Here is a 17,181-nt window from a genome sequence, read left to right on the forward strand (position 1 = left end):
CCGGGGCTCCGTACGGGCTCAGAGCCAGCCGCGCCGCTTGAACAGGCGGTGCAGGCCCAGCACCGCCACGGTCATGAACAGGATGACCAACGGGTACGTCCACGCCCAGTGCAGCTCCGGCATGTGGTCGAAGTTCATGCCGTAGATGCCCGCGACCATCGTGGGTACGGCGGCCATCGCCGCCCACGCCGAGATCTTCCGCATGTCGTCGTTCTGCCGCACCCCCATCTGCGCGAGATGGGCCGAGAGGATGTCCGACAGCAGCCGGTCCAACCCCTCCACCTGCTCGTTGACCCGGGTCAGATGGTCGGCGACGTCACGGAAGAACGGCTGCGCCTCCTGGTGGACGAACGGTACCCCGGCCCCCGCCAGCCGGGTCATCGGCGCCGTCAGCGGACCGGTGGCCCGGCGGAACTCCAGCACCTGCCGCTTGAACGTGTAGATGCGCGCCGCCGTGTTCGAGGAGCCGCCGCTCCCGCTCGGAGCGAAGGCCTCGGTCTCCAGCTCCTCCAGGTCCACCTGGAGCTCCCCGGCCACGTCGATGTAGTGGTCCACCACCGCGTCGCTGATCGCGTACAGCACCGCCGTCGGCCCGTGCGCCAGGATCTCCGGCTCCGCCTCCAGCCGGCGGCGGACATCCGTGAGCGGGGCGCTCTCCCCGTGCCGGACCGTCACCACGAACGAGTCCCCGATGAAGATCATCAGCTCGTCGGCGCTCACCGTGTCGTGGTGCGGCTCGTAGACCACCGGCTTCAGCACCGCGAACAGGGAGTCGTCGTACACCTCCAGCTTGGGCCGCTGGTGGGCGCGGAGCGCGTCCTCCACCGCGAGCGGGTGCAGCCCGAACTCCTGGCTCACCCGGCCGAACTCCTCCTCGGCCGGCTCGTGCAGGCCGATCCAGAGGAAGGCGTCACCGGACCTCCGCGCCTGCGCGAGGGCCTCGGAGAAGTCGCCGGGCCCCTCGGTCCGGCGGCCGTCCTGGTAGATGGCACAGTCCACGATCATTCGGCATCCTCGGGAGGTCAGGGACCACAACGTACAAGGCGGGCGGCGGCCCGTTCACCGTCGTCTCCTTCCCCGTGGCTCCTCTCTCGCACCCGGCGTCACGGGACATCTACCCTGGCCGGTATGCCGACGCTGATCCTCGTACGCCACGGACGCTCCACCGCCAACACCGCCGGAGTGCTCGCGGGCCGCACCCCCGGGGTCCTGCTCGACGAGCGCGGCACCGAACAGGCCGCCGCCCTGCCCGCCCGGCTCGCCGCCCTCGGAATCGCGGTCGCCGTCAGCAGCCCCCTGGAGCGCTGCCGTCAGACGCTCCAGCCGCTGCTGGAGGCCCGCCCCGGACTGGCCGTGCACACCGAGGAGCGCATCAGCGAGTGCGACTACGGCGACTGGTCGGGGCGCAAGCTCGCCGAGCTGTCCGACGAGCCCCTGATGTCCGTCGTCCAGCAGCACCCCTCCGCAGCCGCCTTCCCCGGCGGCGAGTCGATGCGCGCCATGCAGGCCCGCGCCGTCGACGCCGTACGCGACTGGAACGACCGCGTCACCGCCGAGCACGGCGAGGACGCCACCTACGTCATGTGCTCCCACGGCGACATCATCAAGTCCCTCGTCGCGGACGCCCTCGGCATGCACCTGGACCTCTTCCAGCGCATCCACGTCGACCCCTGCTCGGTCACCGCCATCCGCTACACGCGGCTGCGCCCCTTCCTCCTGCGCGTCGGGGACACCGGCGACCTCACCCCCCTGGCACCGCGCGAACAGCCCGCCGGAGCGGACGCCGCACCCTCCGCCGCGGGTGACGGCACGTCGGACGCGGCGGTCGGGGGCGGCGGGGGCGCGCCGTGATCTCCGCGGGCAGTAGGGTGGACGCGCCGTAGCGCCGCTATCCGCCCATCGATTCTCAAGGGAGACAGGACGTGTCCCGTCAGGTGTTCCTCTACGACCCACCGGACCGATTCGTGGCCGGTACGGTCGGGTTGCCTGGCCGCCGTACGTTTTTCCTCCAGGCCTCCTCCAAGGGCCGGGTCACCAGCGTCGCCCTGGAGAAGACCCAGGTGGCCGCCCTGGCCGAGCGGATCGACGAACTGCTCGACGAGGTGGTCCGGCGGACCGGCGGCAACTCGCCGGTGCCCGCCGTGGCCCCCACCGACGTCACCGACACCGCCCCCTGGACGTCCCCGTCGAGGAGGAGTTCCGGGTCGGCACCATGGCCCTGGCCTGGGACGGCGACGAGCAGCGCATGATCGTCGAGGCGCAGGCCCTCGTCGAGCTGGACGCGGACTCCGAGGACGACCTCGCGGAGGCCGAGGAGAAGCTCCTCCAGGACGAGGAGAACGGCCCGCCCATGCTCCGCGTCCGGCTCAGCGGCGCCCAGGCCCGCGCGTTCGCCAAGCGCGCCCTGGACGTCGTCAACGCCGGCCGTCCGCCGTGCCCGCTGTGCAGCCTGCCGCTCGATCCGGAAGGACACGTATGCCCGCGCCAGAACGGATACCGTCGCGGAGCCTGACGGACACCGACCTGACCACCCTGCTCACCGAGGGCACGCTCACCGTCCTCGGGCAGGTCGGCGGGGCGTCCAACGCGGTGCTGCACTGCACCGTCGCGTACGAGGGCGAGGAGCGCACCTGCGCCTACAAGCCGGTCGCGGGCGAGCAGCCGCTCTGGGACTTCCCCGACGGGACGCTGGCGCAGCGGGAGGTGGCGGCGTACGAGATCTCCCGGGCCACCGGCTGGGATCTGGTGCCGCCCACCGTGCTGCGGGAGGGGCCGTACGGGCAGGGCATGTGCCAGCTCTGGATCGACGGGCCCGGGCCCGGTGAGGAGACGCCCGAGCTGCTGGCCCTCGTCGAGGGCGACGAGCCGGGCGAGGGCTGGAAGGCCGTGGGCTACGCGGACGTGGGGAACGGGAAGACGGCGCTGCTGGTGCACGCGGACGACCCCCGGCTGCGGCGGCTCGCGGTGCTGGACGCGGTGATCAACAACGGTGACCGCAAGGGCGGCCATCTGCTGCCGGGCCCCGGCGGGCTGCTGTACGGCATCGACCACGGGGTCACCTTCAACGCCGACGACAAGCTGCGCACCCTCCTGTGGGGCTGGGCCGGCGAGCCGCTCACCGAGGAGGCGCTGGCGGTGCTCACCCTGCTCGCGGGGGAGCTGGCGGCGGGGGAACCCCTGGCCACCCGGATGGCGCAACTCATCACGGCCGCCGAACTGGACGCCCTGCGGGCCCGGGTGGCGGGGCTGCTCCACACCGAGGCGCACCCGGAGCCGAGCGGGCAGTGGCCGCCGATCCCCTGGCCGCCCGTGTAGCGGGCGCCGACGGGAGCTGCCGGAAGCTCATTCCGTACAGTCTTTCGAAGGTTTATCGCAAGAGTGCCTCTTCGGACAGGATTCCGGATCCGGTTCGTATCCGGAAGGATCGTCCGGTTACGCTCATGACATGCATGCCTGGCCCGCTTCTGAGGTCCCCGCCCTGCCCGGCAAGGGCCGCGACCTTCGGATCCACGACACCGCGACCGGCGGACGGATCACCCTTGACCCCGGTCCCGTCGCCCGCATCTACGTCTGCGGCATCACGCCGTACGACGCGACCCACATGGGTCATGCGGCGACCTACAACGCGTTCGACCTCGTTCAGCGCGTGTGGCTCGACACCAAGCGGCAGGTTCACTACGTCCAGAACGTGACCGACGTGGACGATCCGCTCCTGGAGCGGGCCGTGCGCGACGGTCAGGACTGGTCCGAGCTGGCGGAGCGCGAGACGGCGCTCTTCCGCGAGGACATGACCGCCCTGCGGATGCTGCCCCCGCGCCACTACATCGGAGCCGTCGAGGCCATACCCGGCATCGTGCCCCTCGTCGAGCGGCTCCGGGAGGCGGGCGCCGCCTACGACCTCGAGGGCGACATCTACTTCTCCGTCGACGCCGACCCGCACTTCGGCGAGGTCTCCGGCCTCGACGCGGCGGCCATGCGGCTGCTCTCCGCCGAGCGCGGCGGCGACCCCGAGCGCCCCGGCAAGAAGAACCCCCTCGACCCGATGCTCTGGATGGCCGCCCGCCCGGGCGAGCCGAGCTGGGACGGGGCCTCCCTGGGCGAAGGCCGCCCCGGGTGGCACATCGAGTGCGTCGCCATCGCCCTGGACCACCTCGGCATGGGCTTCGACATCCAGGGCGGCGGCTCCGACCTGGTCTTCCCGCACCACGAGATGGGTGCGTCGCACGCCCAGGCGCTGACCGGCGAGCACCCGTTCGCCAAGGCGTACGTCCACGCGGGCATGGTCGGCCTCGACGGCGAGAAGATGTCCAAGTCCCGCGGCAACCTCGTCTTCGTCTCCACCCTGCGCCGTGAGGGCGTGGACCCGGCGGCCATCCGCCTCGCCCTGCTCTCCCACCACTACCGCGCCGACTGGGAGTGGACCGACCAGGTCCTCACCGACGCCGTCGAGCGCCTCGCCCGCTGGCGCGCGGCGGTCTCACGCCCCGACGGGCGCTCGGCCGACGCCCTGGTGGAGGAGGTCCGCGAGGCCCTCGCCGACGACCTGGACACCCCCACGGCGCTCGCCGCCGTGGACCGCTGGGCCGAACTCCAGAGCGCGGAGGGCGGTACGGACGAGGGGGCACCCGGCCTCGTCTCCCGTACCGTCGACGCCCTGCTGGGGGTCGCCCTGTAGGACGGAGGGCGGCCCGCCGCCCGGCCCCGACCCACCGCACCGGCCCCGGACTTCGTGGAGAAGTCCGGGGCCGGTGCCGTCCGTGATGCGCCCGCGTGCGGACCGAGGCCACGGAAAGGGCGTCGTACGGGATCAACTCCCGTACGACGCCCGGACCTTCACAGCGCGTCGGAGATCACTCCCCGCCGGAGCCCTCCCCGGACGACTCGTCGGGGCCCTTGTCCTCGGGACGCTCCTCGGGCTTCCGGCCCGGCCCCGGGTCCGTGCGGGGCGGCTTCGGCGGGCGGGCGCGGCTGCTCGACGGGTCGCGCAGATACGTCGCGTCCCCGCTCTCCGTCGCATGGCCGCCCGGTCCGGGACCACCGTCCCGGCGCCGCAGATACCGCTCGAACTCCCGGGCGATGGCCTCGCCGGACGCCTCGGGCAGCTCCGCGGTGTCCCGCGCCTCCTCCAGCGTCTGGACGTACTCCGCGACCTCGCTGTCCTCGGCCGCCAGCTGGTCCACGCCGAGCTGCCAGGCCCGCGCGTCCTCGGGCAGCTCGCCCAGCGGGATGCGCAGCCCGATCAGGTCCTCCAGCCGGTTGAGCAGGGCCAGCGTCGCCTTCGGGTTCGGCGGCTGCGACACGTAGTGCGGCACCGCCGCCCACAGGCTCACCGCGGGCACCCCGGCATGCGTGCACGCCTCCTGGAGGATGCCGACGATGCCCGTCGGGCCCTCGTACCGGGTCTCCTCCAGCTGCATCGTCCGCGCCAGATCCGGGTCGGAGGTGACCCCGCTCACCGGCACCGGCCGGGTGTGCGGGGTGTCCCCGAGCAACGCGCCCAGGATGACGACCATTTCGACGCCCAGCTCATGGGCGAAGCCGAGAATCTCGTTGCAGAACGAGCGCCAGCGCATCGACGGCTCGATCCCGCGCACCAGGACCAGGTCCCGGGGCTTCTCCCCGCCGACGCGCACCACCGACAGCCGGGTCGTCGGCCAGGTGACCTTGCGCACCCCGTTCTCCAGCCACACCGTGGGCCGGTTGACCTGGAAGTCGTAGTAGTCCTCGGCGTCCAGCGCCGCGAACACCTCGCCCTTCCACTCCCGGTCCAGATGGCCGACCGCTGTGGAGGCGGCGTCACCGGCGTCGTTCCAGCCTTCGAACGCGGCCACCATGACCGGGTCGACCAGCTCGGGCACCGACTCGAGCTCGATCACCCGGGCCTCCTTCCGCTGACTCCATACGTACGGAGCAACCTTACGGCTTCGGGACCCTTCGACCGCAGCCCGTTTGCACGGCCGGGTGAACCTTGCCAGCAGGAGTGGATCATCGGGCCGAACAGTGCATCAGCCCCCGTCCGCCCTCACCGCCCCTTCACTCCCAGAGCGTGGAGGGCGCCTCCCGCCGCACCACCGGGGCGATCTCCTCCGCGAACCGCTGGAGCGTCTCCAGCTGCTCGGGCCGGCTCAGCCCGAAGCCGTCCACGGTGACCGACTGGAGGTCGTGGCGGTAGACGGTGTGCCAGCCGAGGATCTTGTCGATGATCTGCTGCGGGGAGCCGATGAGCTGCGGGCCGCCCTCGATCGCGTCCTCGATGGTCCGGAACGGGGTGTTGTATCCGGCCTTCCCCGCCAGATGCGGCTTGAACGTCTGCCGCACCCGCGCCTCGTACAGCTCCTTGTACTGGGCGACCGCCGCCTGCGAGCTGTCGGCGATGAGCAGCCCGCCGGAGCCCGCCGCCACCCGGGCCTCCGCCGGATCGTGCCCGTACGCCTCGAACCGCTCCCGGTAGTGCGCGATGAGCTTCGCGTACGCCTCGCGCGGCTGGATGGCGTTGGCGGTGAAGAGCGGATCGCCGTGTTTCGCCGCCAGCTCGGGGGAGTTGAGGCTGGTGGCCGAGCCGTGCCAGATCCGGGGGAGACCGTCGTACGGGCGGGGGACCGTGGTCACGTTCTTCAGCGGCGGGCGGAACTCGCCCTTCCAGTCGACGCCTTCCTCGGTCCAGAGCCGGCGCAGCAGCTCGTACTTCTCCTTCTGGAGGTCCCACTGCCGCTCCTCGTCCAGCCCGAAGAGGTCGAAGTGGCCCGCCTCGGCGCCCTTCCCGACGACCAGTTCGATCCGGCCCCGCGCTATCTGGTCGAGCGTCGCGAAGTCCTCCGCCACCCGGACCGGGTCGAGGATCGCGACGACGGTCACCCCGGTGAGCAGCCGGATCGTGGAGGTACGGGCCGCGATCGCGCCGAGCACCACGCTCGGGCTGGAGGAGAGGAACGCCCCGGCGTGCCGCTCACCGACCGAGTAGGAGTCGAAGCCCAGCTCCTCGGCGACGGACGCGGTGGCGATCACCTCCTCGAACCGGTCGGCGGGGGAGGCGAGTTCACCGGTCAGCGGGTGCGGGTCATGGCCGATCAGGGAAAGCACCGAGAATCTCATGGCCTCCACTCTCCTCGCGGCACATTGCGCGCGTATGGCGGGAGTGTGGCGCGTGCCCGGGGGCACGGGGAGTGCCGTGAGCGTACGAGGACGGGGGCGGCTCCCGTGTGGGAGCCGCCCCCGTCCGCCGTACCCCGTGGGGAGATCAGTCCCGGTCGGCCAGCAGCTTCTCGACGCCGTCGCGGATCTCGTCCGTCGCCAGGCCCCGGATCGTCAGCGTGGTCCGGCGGCGCAGCACGTCGTCCGCCGTCTCGGCCCACTCGTGGTCGCGGGCATAGGCGACCTGGGCCCAGATCTCCGGGGCGTCCGGGTGGACGCGCTCGGCCAGCGCCGGGTTCTCGTTCGCCAGGCGCGCGATGTCGAAGGCGAGCGAGCCGTAGTGGGTGGCCAGGTGGCGGGCGGTGTCCGGCGCCATGCGCGGGCCGGGCGCCGGGCCGTCGATCAGCAGCCGGTGCGCGACCGCGTTCGGGTTGGCGATCCCGGGGAGCGGCAGCTTCCGCGGCAGCCGGTTCATCGGCTCCATGTCCTCGGCCAGCGGGTGGCCGGGCAGGGCGGCCAGCTTGTTCATCACCGTACGGCCGATGTGGCGGAAGGTCGTCCACTTGCCGCCCGCCACCGACAGCATCCCGCCGCGGCCCTCGGTGACGACCGTCTCGCGCTTGGCCTTGGAGGTGTCGCCCGGACCGCCGGGCAGCACGCGCAGACCGGCGAAGGAGTACGTGATCAGGTCGCGCGAGAGCTGCTGGTCCTTGATCGAGAACGCTGCCTCGTCCAGGATCTGCGCGGTGTCCGCCTCGGTCACCGAGACGTCCGCCGGGTCGCCCTCGTACTCCTCGTCCGTCGTGCCGAGGAGCAGCATGTCCTCCCACGGCAGCGCGAACGTGATGCGGTACTTGTCGATCGGGGTGGCCAGCGCCGCCCGCCACGGACGGGTGCGCTTGAGGACCAGGTGGGCGCCCTTGGAGAGGCGGATGGAGGGGGCCGCGTTCGGGTCCTCCATCTTCCGCAGGTGGTCGACCCACGGGCCGGTCGCGTTGAGCACGAGGCGGGCGGTGACGCCGAACTCCGTACCGTCCACGCCGTCCTTCAGCTCGGCGCCCGTGACGCGGCCCCGGGTGAAGCGCAGGCCCGTGACGGCCGCGTGGTTGAGGACGACCGCGCCCGCGTCGACCGCCGCGCGGACCGTCATCAGCGCCATGCGGGCGTCGTTCATCTGGTCGTCGCGGTAGACCGCGACCGCCTTGAGGTCGTCCGTCCGCAGCTCGGGCACATCGCGCTGGGCCTTGGCCGGGGAGATGACATGGCCGACGCCGTCACCGAACGCGGAGAGCGCGGAGTAGGCGAAGACGCCCGCGCCGAGCTTGGCGGCGCCGTGCGGGCCGCCCTTGTAGACGGGCAGGTAGAAGGTGAGCGGGTTGGCCAGGTGCGGGGCCACCTCGCGGGAGACCGCGCGCCGCTCGAAGTGGTTCTCCGCGACCAGCTTGACCGCGCCGGTCTGGAGGTAGCGCAGACCGCCGTGGAGCAGCTTGGAGGAGGCGGAGGAGGTGGCGCCGGCGAAGTCACCGGCGTCCACCAGAGCCACCCGCAGCCCGGACTGCGCGGCATGCCAGGCGGTGGAGATGCCCAGGATGCCGCCGCCGATGACCAGGAGGTCGTACGTCGCCCGGGACAGCTGCTCCCGGGTTTCGGCGCGGCTCGGCAGGGAGCCGGAGGCCGGGTGCGTTCCGAGGGCGGGAACGCTCTGCAGGGTGGTCATGGAATGCTCCTCGTCAGCTTTCTTCGTCCTCGATCCAGCCCATGGTCCGTTCGACGGCCTTGAGCCAGCTCTTGTACTCGCGGGCACGGGTGTCCGCGTCCATGCGGGGGGTCCACTCGGCGGCCCGGCGCCAGTTGGCGCGCAGCGCGTCGGTGTCCGGCCAGAAGCCGACGGCCAGGCCGGCGGCGTAGGCGGCGCCGAGGCAGGTGGTCTCGGCGACCATGGGGCGCACCACGGGTGCGTCCAGGAAGTCGGCGAGCGTCTGCATCAGCAGGTTGTTGGACGTCATGCCGCCGTCGACCTTGAGCGCGGTCAGCTCGACGCCGGAGTCCTTCGTCATGGCGTCGCTGATCTCGCGGGTCTGCCAGGCGGTGGCCTCCAGGACGGCACGGGCGATGTGCGCCTTGGTGACGTAGCGGGTGAGACCGGCGATCACGCCCCGGGCGTCGGGACGCCAGTAGGGGGCGAACAGTCCGGAGAAGGCGGGCACGAAGTAGGCGCCGCCGTTGTCCTCGACCGAGGAGGCCAGCGTCTCGATCTCGGCGGCCGACTTGATCAGGCCCATCTGGTCGCGCATCCACTGCACCAGCGAACCGGTGACCGCGATGGAGCCCTCCAGGGCGTACACCGGGGGCTTGTCGCCGATCTGGTAACCGACGGTGGTGAGCAGCCCGTTGTACGAGTTCACCGGGGTGCCACCGGTGTTCATCAGCATGAAGGTGCCGGTGCCGTACGTGGATTTGGCCTCGCCCTCGGCGAAACAGGTCTGGCCGAACAGGGCCGCCTGCTGGTCACCGAGCGCGGAGGCGACGGGCACGCCGTCGAGGATGCCGCCCTTGGCGTTGCCGTACACCTCGGCGGAGGAGCGGATCTCGGGGAGGACCGCGGCCGGGATGCCGATGGAGTGGAGGATCTTCTCGTCCCACGTCATCGTGTGCAGGTTCATCAGGAGGGTGCGCGAGGCGTTGGTGACGTCGGTGACGTGGACGCCGCCGTCGGTGCCGCCGGTCAGGTTCCAGATGACCCAGGAGTCCATGGTGCCGAAGAGGATGTCGCCGGCCTCGGCGCGCTCGCGCAGCCCCTCGACGTTGTCGAGCAGCCAGCGGACCTTGGGCCCGGCGAAGTACGAGGCGAGCGGCAGCCCGGTCTCGCGGCGGAAGCGGTCCTGGCCGACGTTGCGGCCGAGCTCCTTGCAGAGCGCGTCGGTGCGGGTGTCCTGCCAGACCAGCGCGTTGTGCACCGGCTCACCGGTGTTCTTGTCCCAGAGCAGGGTGGTCTCGCGCTGGTTGGTGATGCCGATCGCCTTGACGTCGGCGGAGGTGATGCCGGCCTTGACGATGGCCCCGGCGACGACCTCCTGCACGTTCTCCCAGATCTCGGTGGCGTCGTGCTCGACCCAGCCCGGCTTGGGGAAGATCTGCTCGTGCTCCTTCTGGTCGACCGAGACGATGCGGCCGTCCTTGTCGAAGACGATGCAGCGGCTGGAGGTGGTGCCCTGGTCGATGGCGGCGATGAACGGCCCGCTGCCGTGGGTGCCGGTGGTGTGTGCGTCGGTCACGGTGTGCTCCCGGAAGTCTGTGAAGTGATAGGGGTTACGGCGCTGATACCCGGGTGGGCTAGGCGAAGGCCAGGTTGTAGAGCCCACCGGCGAGGGCGCCACCGATGAGCGGACCCACGATGGGTACCCACGCGTAGCCCCAGTCCGAACCACCCTTGTTCGGCAGCGGCAGCACGGCGTGCACGATGCGCGGTCCGAGGTCGCGGACCGGGTTGATGGCGTAGCCGGTGGGCCCGCCCAGCGAGAGGCCGATGCCGACCACGACCAGGGCGGTGACCAGGGCGCCGAGCGTGCCCAGACCGTTGCCCTCGTTGTTGAGGCCCTGGGTCAGGATCGCCAGGACCAGCACGACCGTGGCGATGACCTCGGTGAGGACGTTCTGCACAGCGTTGCGGATCTCGGGGCCGGTGGAGAAGATTCCGAGCACCGGTCCGGCCTTGGGGGCGGCGGTCTGGTCGACCATGCCCTCTTCGGTTCCCTTGGTACCGAAGATCTCCGGGTCGGTGAGGTGGGCGTGGAACTGCCCGTAGTACACCGCGTAGACCAGTACGGCGCCGATCATCGCGCCGAGCAGCTGGGAGCCGAGGTAGAGGGGCACGTCGCCCCACGCGGTGCCGCCCTTGATGGCGAGGCCCAGGGTGACCGCGGGGTTGAGGTGGGCGCCCGAGACACCACCGGCCAGGTAGGCGCCGGTCAGCACGGCGAAACCCCACCCGAAGGTGATGGCCAGCCAGCCCGCGTCGCGGGCCTTCGAGCGCTTCAGCGTGACGGCGGCCACGACACCGCCGCCGAGCAGGATGAGTACGGCGGTACCGATGGTCTCGCCGATGAAAATGTCGGAGCTGGACACCCGCGACTCCTTCGTCCTTCGTCCAGGGGAGAGCGGAAACACCGGGTCCCTCCGGTGATCCGCGCCCCAGATCAGGCGTCCACGAGGCGTGGGCACCCCATCTGTAGGGCTTGACCGGCCCTTGGCACTGTCACACCCTAACGCGTATTGCCGTTAGGCGTTCGACAATGCCGACCGTTGAACGGCAGTGTTTCCCCCGAGTGAAGGAAGCGTCAAGGGTTCTGTGGCCGAGGACTCGGTGCGCGACGCGATCGTTACCCCAAGATGCGCCCGGACGTGCGGACGCGCGAGCGCACGCCCGCGGCGGGCGTTGCGGCAGGGGGTGCGGCAGGCGTCGCAGTGGATGTGGCAGGCGTTACGGAGACCGCGCCCGGCCCTCGGGAGCGGACGCTACGGAGACGGCCCGGCCCTCAGAAGCGGCCGGCGCCCAGGTCCCGGGAGACCGCCCGCGCACAGTCCCGTACGGCCGCGATCAGCTCGGGACGCAGCACGCCCCCCGGCGCCACCCGCTCCACCGCCCCCGTCACGGCCACCGCGCCCACCGGCATCCTGCGCCGGTCGTGGACGGGGGCGGCGACGGCCGCCACGCCCTCCCAGGTCTCTTCGGCGTCGGCGGCCCACCCCTGGGCGCGGATCAGGTCGAGCATCGCCTCGAACTCGTCGGCGGCCGTCACCGTACGGCCGGTGAACGAGCGGCGCTCCGCCTCCATGACCTCGCTGTGCGCCACCGGGTCGTACGCGGACAGCACCTTGCCCAGCGCCGTCGAGTGCAGCGGCTGCATCGCCCCGACCTCCAGCACCTGGCGGCTGTCGTCGGGCCGGAAGACGTGGTGGACGATGAGCACGCCGTGCTGGTGGAGCACGCCCAGGTGGACGCTCTCGCCGCTGGAGCGGGCCAGGTCGTCCGTCCAGACCAGGGCGCGGGCGCGCAGCTCGTGGACGTCGAGATAGCTGTTGCCCAGCCGCAGCAGCTCGGCGCCGAGCTGGTAGCGCCCCGAGGTGGCGTCCTGCTCGACGAACCCCTCCAGCTGGAGGGTGCGGAGGATTCCGTGGGCGGTGCCCTTGGCCAGCCCCAGGGAGGAGGCGATGTCGGACAGCCCGAGCCGCCGCTCGCCGCCCGCCAGCAGACGCAGCATCGCGGCCGCCCGCTCCAGCGACTGGATGTTCTTGGCCATCGCGCCGTACTCCTCCACCTCGGTTCGACAATGCTGAACACTATCGGTCGATGCCGACCTGTGCTGGACTCCGGGGGAAAGTCTCCTCCCGCCGTCCGGCGGCTCCGCACCCGCACAGCATGCAGTCCGCCCCATGGACGGGCCGACCACGCCGCAGGGTGTCCGGCTACGCTGGCGGGGTGCGCCTTCCCCGAGAAGGACGCAAAGCCGACAGCCGTCGCATCCCTGGGAGATCATCCATGGCCTCGTTGCCGACACCCGCCCCTGACAGCCGGACCCGCGCAGCCGCCCTGCGCGAGGCGCTCGCCACCCGGGTGGTGGTGGCCGACGGTGCCATGGGCACCATGCTCCAGGCCCAGGACCCGACCCTCGACGACTTCGAGGGCCTCGAAGGCTGCAACGAGATCCTCAACCTCACCCGCCCGGACATCGTGCGCACGGTCCACGAGGAGTACTTCGCGGTCGGCGTCGACTGCGTGGAGACCAACACCTTCGGTGCCAACCACTCCGCCGCCAACGAGTACGAGATCGCGGACCGGATCCACGAGCTGTCCGAGTCCGGCGCCCGCATCGCCCGCGAGGTCGCGGACGAGTTCGCCGCCAGGGACGGCCGCCAGCGGTGGGTCCTCGGATCGATCGGCCCCGGCACCAAGCTGCCCTCGCTCGGCCACATCACGTACGACATCCTGCGCGACGGCTACCAGCGCAACGCCGAAGGACTCCTCGCGGGCGGCTCGGACGCCCTGATCGTCGAGACCACCCAGGACCTGCTCCAGACCAAGGCCAGCATCATCGGTGCCCGCCGGGCCATGGACGCCCTCGGCATCGACGTGCCCCTGATCTGTTCCCTCGCCTTCGAGACCACCGGCGTCATGCTGCTCGGCTCCGAGATCGGCGCCGCCCTGACCGCCCTGGAGCCGCTCGGCATCGACCTGATCGGGCTGAACTGCTCGACCGGCCCCGACGAGATGAGCGAGCACCTGCGCTATCTCGCCCGCCACTCCCGTACGCCCCTGATGTGCATGCCCAACGCGGGCCTGCCCGTCCTCACCAAGGACGGCGCGCACTTCCCGCTCGGCCCCGACGGCCTCGCGGACTCCCAGGAACTGTTCGTCCGCGACTACGGCCTCTCCCTGATCGGCGGCTGCTGCGGTACGACCCCGGCCCATATGAAGGCCGTCGTGGAGCGGGCCCAGGGGCTCACCCCGCCCGAGCGCGAGCCGCGCCCCGAGCCCGGCGCCGCCTCGCTCTACCAGCACGTGCCCTTCCGCCAGGACACCGCCTACCTGGCGATCGGGGAGCGCACCAACGCCAACGGCTCCAAGAAGTTCCGCGAGGCCATGCTGGAGGCCCGCTGGGACGACTGCGTGGAGATGGCCCGCGACCAGATCCGCGAGGGCGCCCACATGCTCGACCTCTGCGTCGACTACGTGGGCCGCGACGGCGTCGCGGACATGACCGAGCTGGCCGGCCGCTTCGCCACCGCCTCCACCCTGCCGATCGTGCTGGACTCCACCGAGCTGGACGTCCTGCGCGCCGGACTGGAGCAGCTCGGCGGCCGGGCCGTGCTCAACTCGGTCAACTACGAGGACGGCGACGGCCCCGATTCCCGGTTCGCGCAGGTCAGCGCCCTGGCCGCCGAGCACGGCGCCGCCCTGATCGCGCTGACGATCGACGAGGAGGGCCAGGCCCGCACCATCGAGCACAAGGTCGCCATCGCGGAGCGGCTGATCGAGGATCTCACCACCAACTGGGGCATCCGCGAGTCCGACATCCTCATCGACACCCTGACCTTCACCATCTGCACCGGCCAGGAGGAGTCCCGGGGCGACGGCATCGCCACCATCGGGGCCATCCGCGAGCTGAAGAAGCGCCACCCGGACGTCCAGACCACGCTGGGCCTCTCCAACATCTCCTTCGGCCTCAACCCGGCCGCCCGCGTCGTGCTGAACTCCGTCTTCCTGGACGAGTGCGTCAAGGCGGGCCTGGACTCCGCGATCGTCCACGCCTCCAAGATCCTGCCCATCGCCCGGCTGGAGGAGGAGCAGGTCAAGGTCGCCCTCGACCTGATCTACGACCGCCGCGCCGAGGGCTACGACCCCCTCCAGAAGCTCATGGAGCTCTTCGAGGGCGTCAACATGAAGTCGATGAAGGCGGGCAAGGCCGAGGAGCTGATGGCCCTCCCGCTGGACGAGCGGCTCCAGCGCCGCATCATCGACGGCGAGAAGAACGGCCTGGAGGCCGACCTCGACGAGGCCCTCCAGGACACCCCGGCCCTGGACATCGTCAACAACACCCTCCTGGAGGGCATGAAGGTCGTCGGTGAGCTGTTCGGCTCCGGCCAGATGCAGCTGCCGTTCGTCCTCCAGTCCGCCGAGGTCATGAAGAGCGCGGTGGCCCACCTGGAGCCGCACATGGAGAAGTCCGACGACGAGGGCAAGGGCACCATCGTGCTGGCCACCGTCCGCGGCGACGTCCACGACATCGGCAAGAACCTCGTCGACATCATCCTCTCCAACAACGGCTACAACGTCGTCAACCTCGGCATCAAGCAGCCCGTCTCCGCGATCCTGGAAGCCGCCGAGGAGCACCGCGCCGACGTCATCGGCATGTCCGGCCTCCTGGTGAAGTCCACCGTGATCATGAAGGAGAACCTCCAGGAGCTGAACCAGCGCAAGATGGCCGCCGACTTCCCGGTCATCCTCGGCGGCGCCGCGCTGACCCGGGCCTACGTCGAGCAGGACCTGCACGAGATCTACGAGGGCGAGGTGCGCTACGCCCGCGACGCCTTCGAGGGGCTGCGCCTCATGGACGCCCTCATCGGCGTCAAGCGCGGGGTGCCGGGCGCGGCCCTGCCCGAGCTCAAGCAGCGCCGGGTCCCCAAGAAGGACGTCCCCGTGCTGGAGGTCCAGGAGCCCGAGGGCTCGGTGCGCTCGGACGTCTCCACCACCAACCCGATCCCTGAGCCGCCGTTCTGGGGCACCCGGGTGATCAAGGGCATCCCGCTCAAGGAGTACGCCTCCTGGCTGGACGAGGGCGCCCTGTTCAAGGGGCAGTGGGGCCTCAAGCAGGCCAGGACCGGGGACGGGCCGACGTACGAGGAGCTGGTGGAGACCGAGGGCCGCCCGCACCTGCGCGGCTGGCTCGACCACCTCCAGTCCAACAACCTGCTGGAAGCCGCCGTCGTCTACGGCTACTTCCCCTGCGTCTCCAAGGGCGAGGACCTGATCCTCCTCCACGAGGACGGCTCCGAGCGCACCCGCTTCACCTTCCCGCGCCAGCGCCGCGGCCGCCGCCTCTGCCTCGCGGACTTCTTCCGCCCCGAGGAGTCCGGCGAGACCGATGTGATCGGCCTCCAGGTCGTCACCGTCGGCTCCCGGATCGGGGAGGCCACCGCCGAGCTGTTCGCCGCCAACTCCTACCGCGACTACCTGGAGCTGCACGGCCTCTCCGTCCAGCTCGCGGAGGCCCTGGCGGAGTACTGGCACGCCCGGGTCCGCAGCGAGCTGGGCTTCGGCGGCGAGGACCCGGCCGAGGTGGAGGACATGTTCGCGCTGAAGTACCGGGGCGCGCGGTTCTCGCTCGGTTACGGGGCCTGCCCCGACCTGGAGGACCGTGCGAAGATCGCGGACCTGCTGCGGCCGGAGCGGATCGGGGTGGAGCTGTCCGAGGAGTTCCAGCTCCACCCGGAGCAGTCCACCGACGCCATCGTCATCCACCACCCCGAGGCAAAGTACTTCAACGCACGGTAACCGCCCGCTCGCACCACGGCCCCGCGTCGTTCGCGCACCGTAGCCGGACAGGTCGTACACTGGTCGGTCCAGTGCAGGCCGGTCGCCCTCCCACTTCTGGGAATGGCGGCCGGCCTTCTCGTCCCTTACGGAAGGTGTGCCGGATGACCAGTACGGTCCCCGCGTCCTTGACCCGCACGGCCGAAGGCGCCGCTCTGCAGGCGGTCCTTCTCGACATGGACGGAACCCTGGTCGATACCGAGGGCTTCTGGTGGGACGTCGAGAAGGAGGTCTTCGCCGGACTCGGACACGAGCTGGACGAGGCCTGGCGCGATGTCGTCGTCGGGGGACCGATGACCCGCAGCGCGGGCTACCTCATCGACGTGACCGGCGCCGACATCGCCCTGGACGAGCTGACCGTGCTGCTCAACGACGGCTTCGAGAAGCGCATCGTGCGCGGGGTGCCGCTGATGCCCGGCGCCGAGCGGCTGCTCGCCGAGCTGTCCGCGGCCAGGATCCCCACCGCGCTCGTCTCCGCCTCGCACCGCCGGATCATCGACCGGGTGCTGGACTCGGTCGGCCACCACCACTTCGCGCTCACGGTCGCCGGGGACGAGGTCACCCGGACCAAGCCGCACCCCGAGCCCTACCTCACCGCCGCCGCGGGCTTCGGCGCCGACCCGTGGCGCTGCGCGGTCGTCGAGGACACCGCGACCGGGGTGGCCGCCGCCGAGGCGGCCGGGTGCCGGGTGGTCGCCGTCCCCTCGGTGGCCCCCATCGCCCCCGCCGTGGGCCGGGTCGTCGTCGGCTCCCTCGAAGAGGTCGACCTGCCCTTCCTGCGGAGGCTCATCACCCCCACGGGCTGAGCGGCCGCGCTGGGCGATCGGTGCGGAACGCCGTTCCGTGTTGAACGTTCCGTGTGCGTTCCGGCAACTTTCCATGGACGTGAATCAGCCATGGGCGGGAAATGTGAAGAGGTCGGACGGGTGAGCTTCCTCACCTGCGAGCCCTCTGTGGCC

At 71.2% G+C, this 17,181-nt stretch carries 12 protein-coding genes and 1 pseudogene; 6 read left to right on the plus strand and 7 right to left on the minus strand.

From position 1 onward, the window contains the following. Positions 1–18: 18 nt before the first annotated feature. The gene (gene corA, locus DJ476_RS28755; protein WP_112491876.1) at positions 19–1,005 is read right to left on the minus strand and encodes a magnesium/cobalt transporter CorA; all 987 of its coding nucleotides are present in this window, start codon (positions 1,003–1,005) and stop codon (positions 19–21) included. 123 nt (positions 1,006–1,128) lie between these two features. On the opposite strand from corA, the gene DJ476_RS28760 reads away from it, so the two are divergent. The 4 genes and pseudogenes from DJ476_RS28760 to mshC all read left to right on the plus strand — a co-directional run bounded on the left by DJ476_RS28760 (position 1,129) and on the right by mshC (position 4,675). After that, the gene (locus DJ476_RS28760; RefSeq protein WP_103418398.1) at positions 1,129–1,851 is read left to right on the plus strand and encodes a histidine phosphatase family protein; all 723 of its coding nucleotides are present in this window, start codon (positions 1,129–1,131) and stop codon (positions 1,849–1,851) included. Positions 1,852–1,964: 113 nt separating this feature from the next. Then, a pseudogene (locus tag DJ476_RS28765) lies at positions 1,965–2,512 on the plus strand (DUF3090 domain-containing protein). Then, the gene (locus DJ476_RS28770) at positions 2,476–3,315 is read left to right on the plus strand and encodes an SCO1664 family protein (RefSeq protein WP_112491877.1); all 840 of its coding nucleotides are present in this window, start codon (positions 2,476–2,478) and stop codon (positions 3,313–3,315) included. The pseudogene DJ476_RS28765 and the gene DJ476_RS28770 overlap by 37 nt, the downstream one beginning before the upstream one ends. A 130-nt stretch (positions 3,316–3,445) precedes the next feature. Continuing rightward, complete coding sequence (gene mshC / locus DJ476_RS28775) at positions 3,446–4,675, plus strand: cysteine--1-D-myo-inosityl 2-amino-2-deoxy-alpha-D-glucopyranoside ligase (RefSeq protein WP_029395677.1); 1,230 nt, start codon at positions 3,446–3,448, stop codon at positions 4,673–4,675. Positions 4,676–4,850: 175 nt separating this feature from the next. Here the strand turns inward: mshC and DJ476_RS28780 are convergent, their stop codons facing one another. The 6 genes from DJ476_RS28780 to DJ476_RS28805 form a co-directional block, all read right to left on the minus strand. Beyond that, a complete protein-coding gene (locus DJ476_RS28780) occupies positions 4,851–5,876 on the minus strand; it encodes a PAC2 family protein (protein WP_053561883.1) in 1,026 nt (341 codons plus the stop codon). Between the two features lie 157 nt (positions 5,877–6,033). Next, positions 6,034–7,092, minus strand: a complete 1,059-nt coding sequence (locus DJ476_RS28785) for an LLM class flavin-dependent oxidoreductase (protein WP_112491878.1) — start codon at positions 7,090–7,092, stop codon at positions 6,034–6,036. Positions 7,093–7,237: 145 nt separating this feature from the next. Continuing rightward, complete coding sequence (locus DJ476_RS28790; RefSeq protein ID WP_103418395.1) at positions 7,238–8,848, minus strand: glycerol-3-phosphate dehydrogenase/oxidase; 1,611 nt, start codon at positions 8,846–8,848, stop codon at positions 7,238–7,240. 13 nt (positions 8,849–8,861) lie between these two features. After that, entirely contained in the window at positions 8,862–10,406 is a 1,545-nt protein-coding gene (gene glpK / locus DJ476_RS28795) for a glycerol kinase GlpK (protein ID WP_070204731.1), read from the minus strand. Positions 10,407–10,464: 58 nt separating this feature from the next. Further along, positions 10,465–11,256, minus strand: coding sequence for an MIP/aquaporin family protein (locus DJ476_RS28800; protein ID WP_112491879.1), 792 nt, complete (start codon positions 11,254–11,256; stop codon positions 10,465–10,467). A 410-nt stretch (positions 11,257–11,666) separates the two neighbouring features. Then, complete coding sequence (locus DJ476_RS28805; RefSeq protein WP_053561887.1) at positions 11,667–12,431, minus strand: IclR family transcriptional regulator; 765 nt, start codon at positions 12,429–12,431, stop codon at positions 11,667–11,669. 239 nt (positions 12,432–12,670) lie between these two features. Between DJ476_RS28805 and metH the strand changes: the two genes are divergently transcribed. Next, on the plus strand, positions 12,671–16,183 hold the full coding sequence (gene metH / locus DJ476_RS28810; protein WP_112491880.1) for a methionine synthase: 3,513 nt from the start codon (positions 12,671–12,673) through the stop codon (positions 16,181–16,183). Positions 16,184–16,326: 143 nt separating this feature from the next. Beyond that, positions 16,327–17,028, plus strand: a complete 702-nt coding sequence (locus DJ476_RS28815) for an HAD family hydrolase (protein ID WP_103418393.1) — start codon at positions 16,327–16,329, stop codon at positions 17,026–17,028. Positions 17,029–17,181: the final 153 nt, after the last annotated feature.

The sequence above is a fragment of the Streptomyces bacillaris genome (genome assembly GCF_003268675.1).
Lineage (GTDB): Bacteria > Actinomycetota > Actinomycetes > Streptomycetales > Streptomycetaceae > Streptomyces > Streptomyces bacillaris.

Bases quoted from the DNA above. Each gene is read 5' to 3' on its own strand.
- corA (WP_112491876.1), bottom strand. From the start codon at position 1,005: ATGATCGTGGACTGTGCCATCTACCAGGACGGCCGCCGGACCGAGGGG.
- DJ476_RS28760 (WP_103418398.1), top strand. From the start codon at position 1,129: ATGCCGACGCTGATCCTCGTACGCCACGGACGCTCCACCGCCAACACC.
- DJ476_RS28770 (WP_112491877.1), top strand. From the start codon at position 2,476: ATGCCCGCGCCAGAACGGATACCGTCGCGGAGCCTGACGGACACCGAC.
- mshC (WP_029395677.1), top strand. From the start codon at position 3,446: ATGCATGCCTGGCCCGCTTCTGAGGTCCCCGCCCTGCCCGGCAAGGGC.
- DJ476_RS28785 (WP_112491878.1), bottom strand. From the start codon at position 7,092: ATGAGATTCTCGGTGCTTTCCCTGATCGGCCATGACCCGCACCCGCTG.
- DJ476_RS28790 (WP_103418395.1), bottom strand. From the start codon at position 8,848: ATGACCACCCTGCAGAGCGTTCCCGCCCTCGGAACGCACCCGGCCTCC.
- DJ476_RS28805 (WP_053561887.1), bottom strand. From the start codon at position 12,431: ATGGCCAAGAACATCCAGTCGCTGGAGCGGGCGGCCGCGATGCTGCGT.
- metH (WP_112491880.1), top strand. From the start codon at position 12,671: ATGGCCTCGTTGCCGACACCCGCCCCTGACAGCCGGACCCGCGCAGCC.
- DJ476_RS28815 (WP_103418393.1), top strand. From the start codon at position 16,327: ATGACCAGTACGGTCCCCGCGTCCTTGACCCGCACGGCCGAAGGCGCC.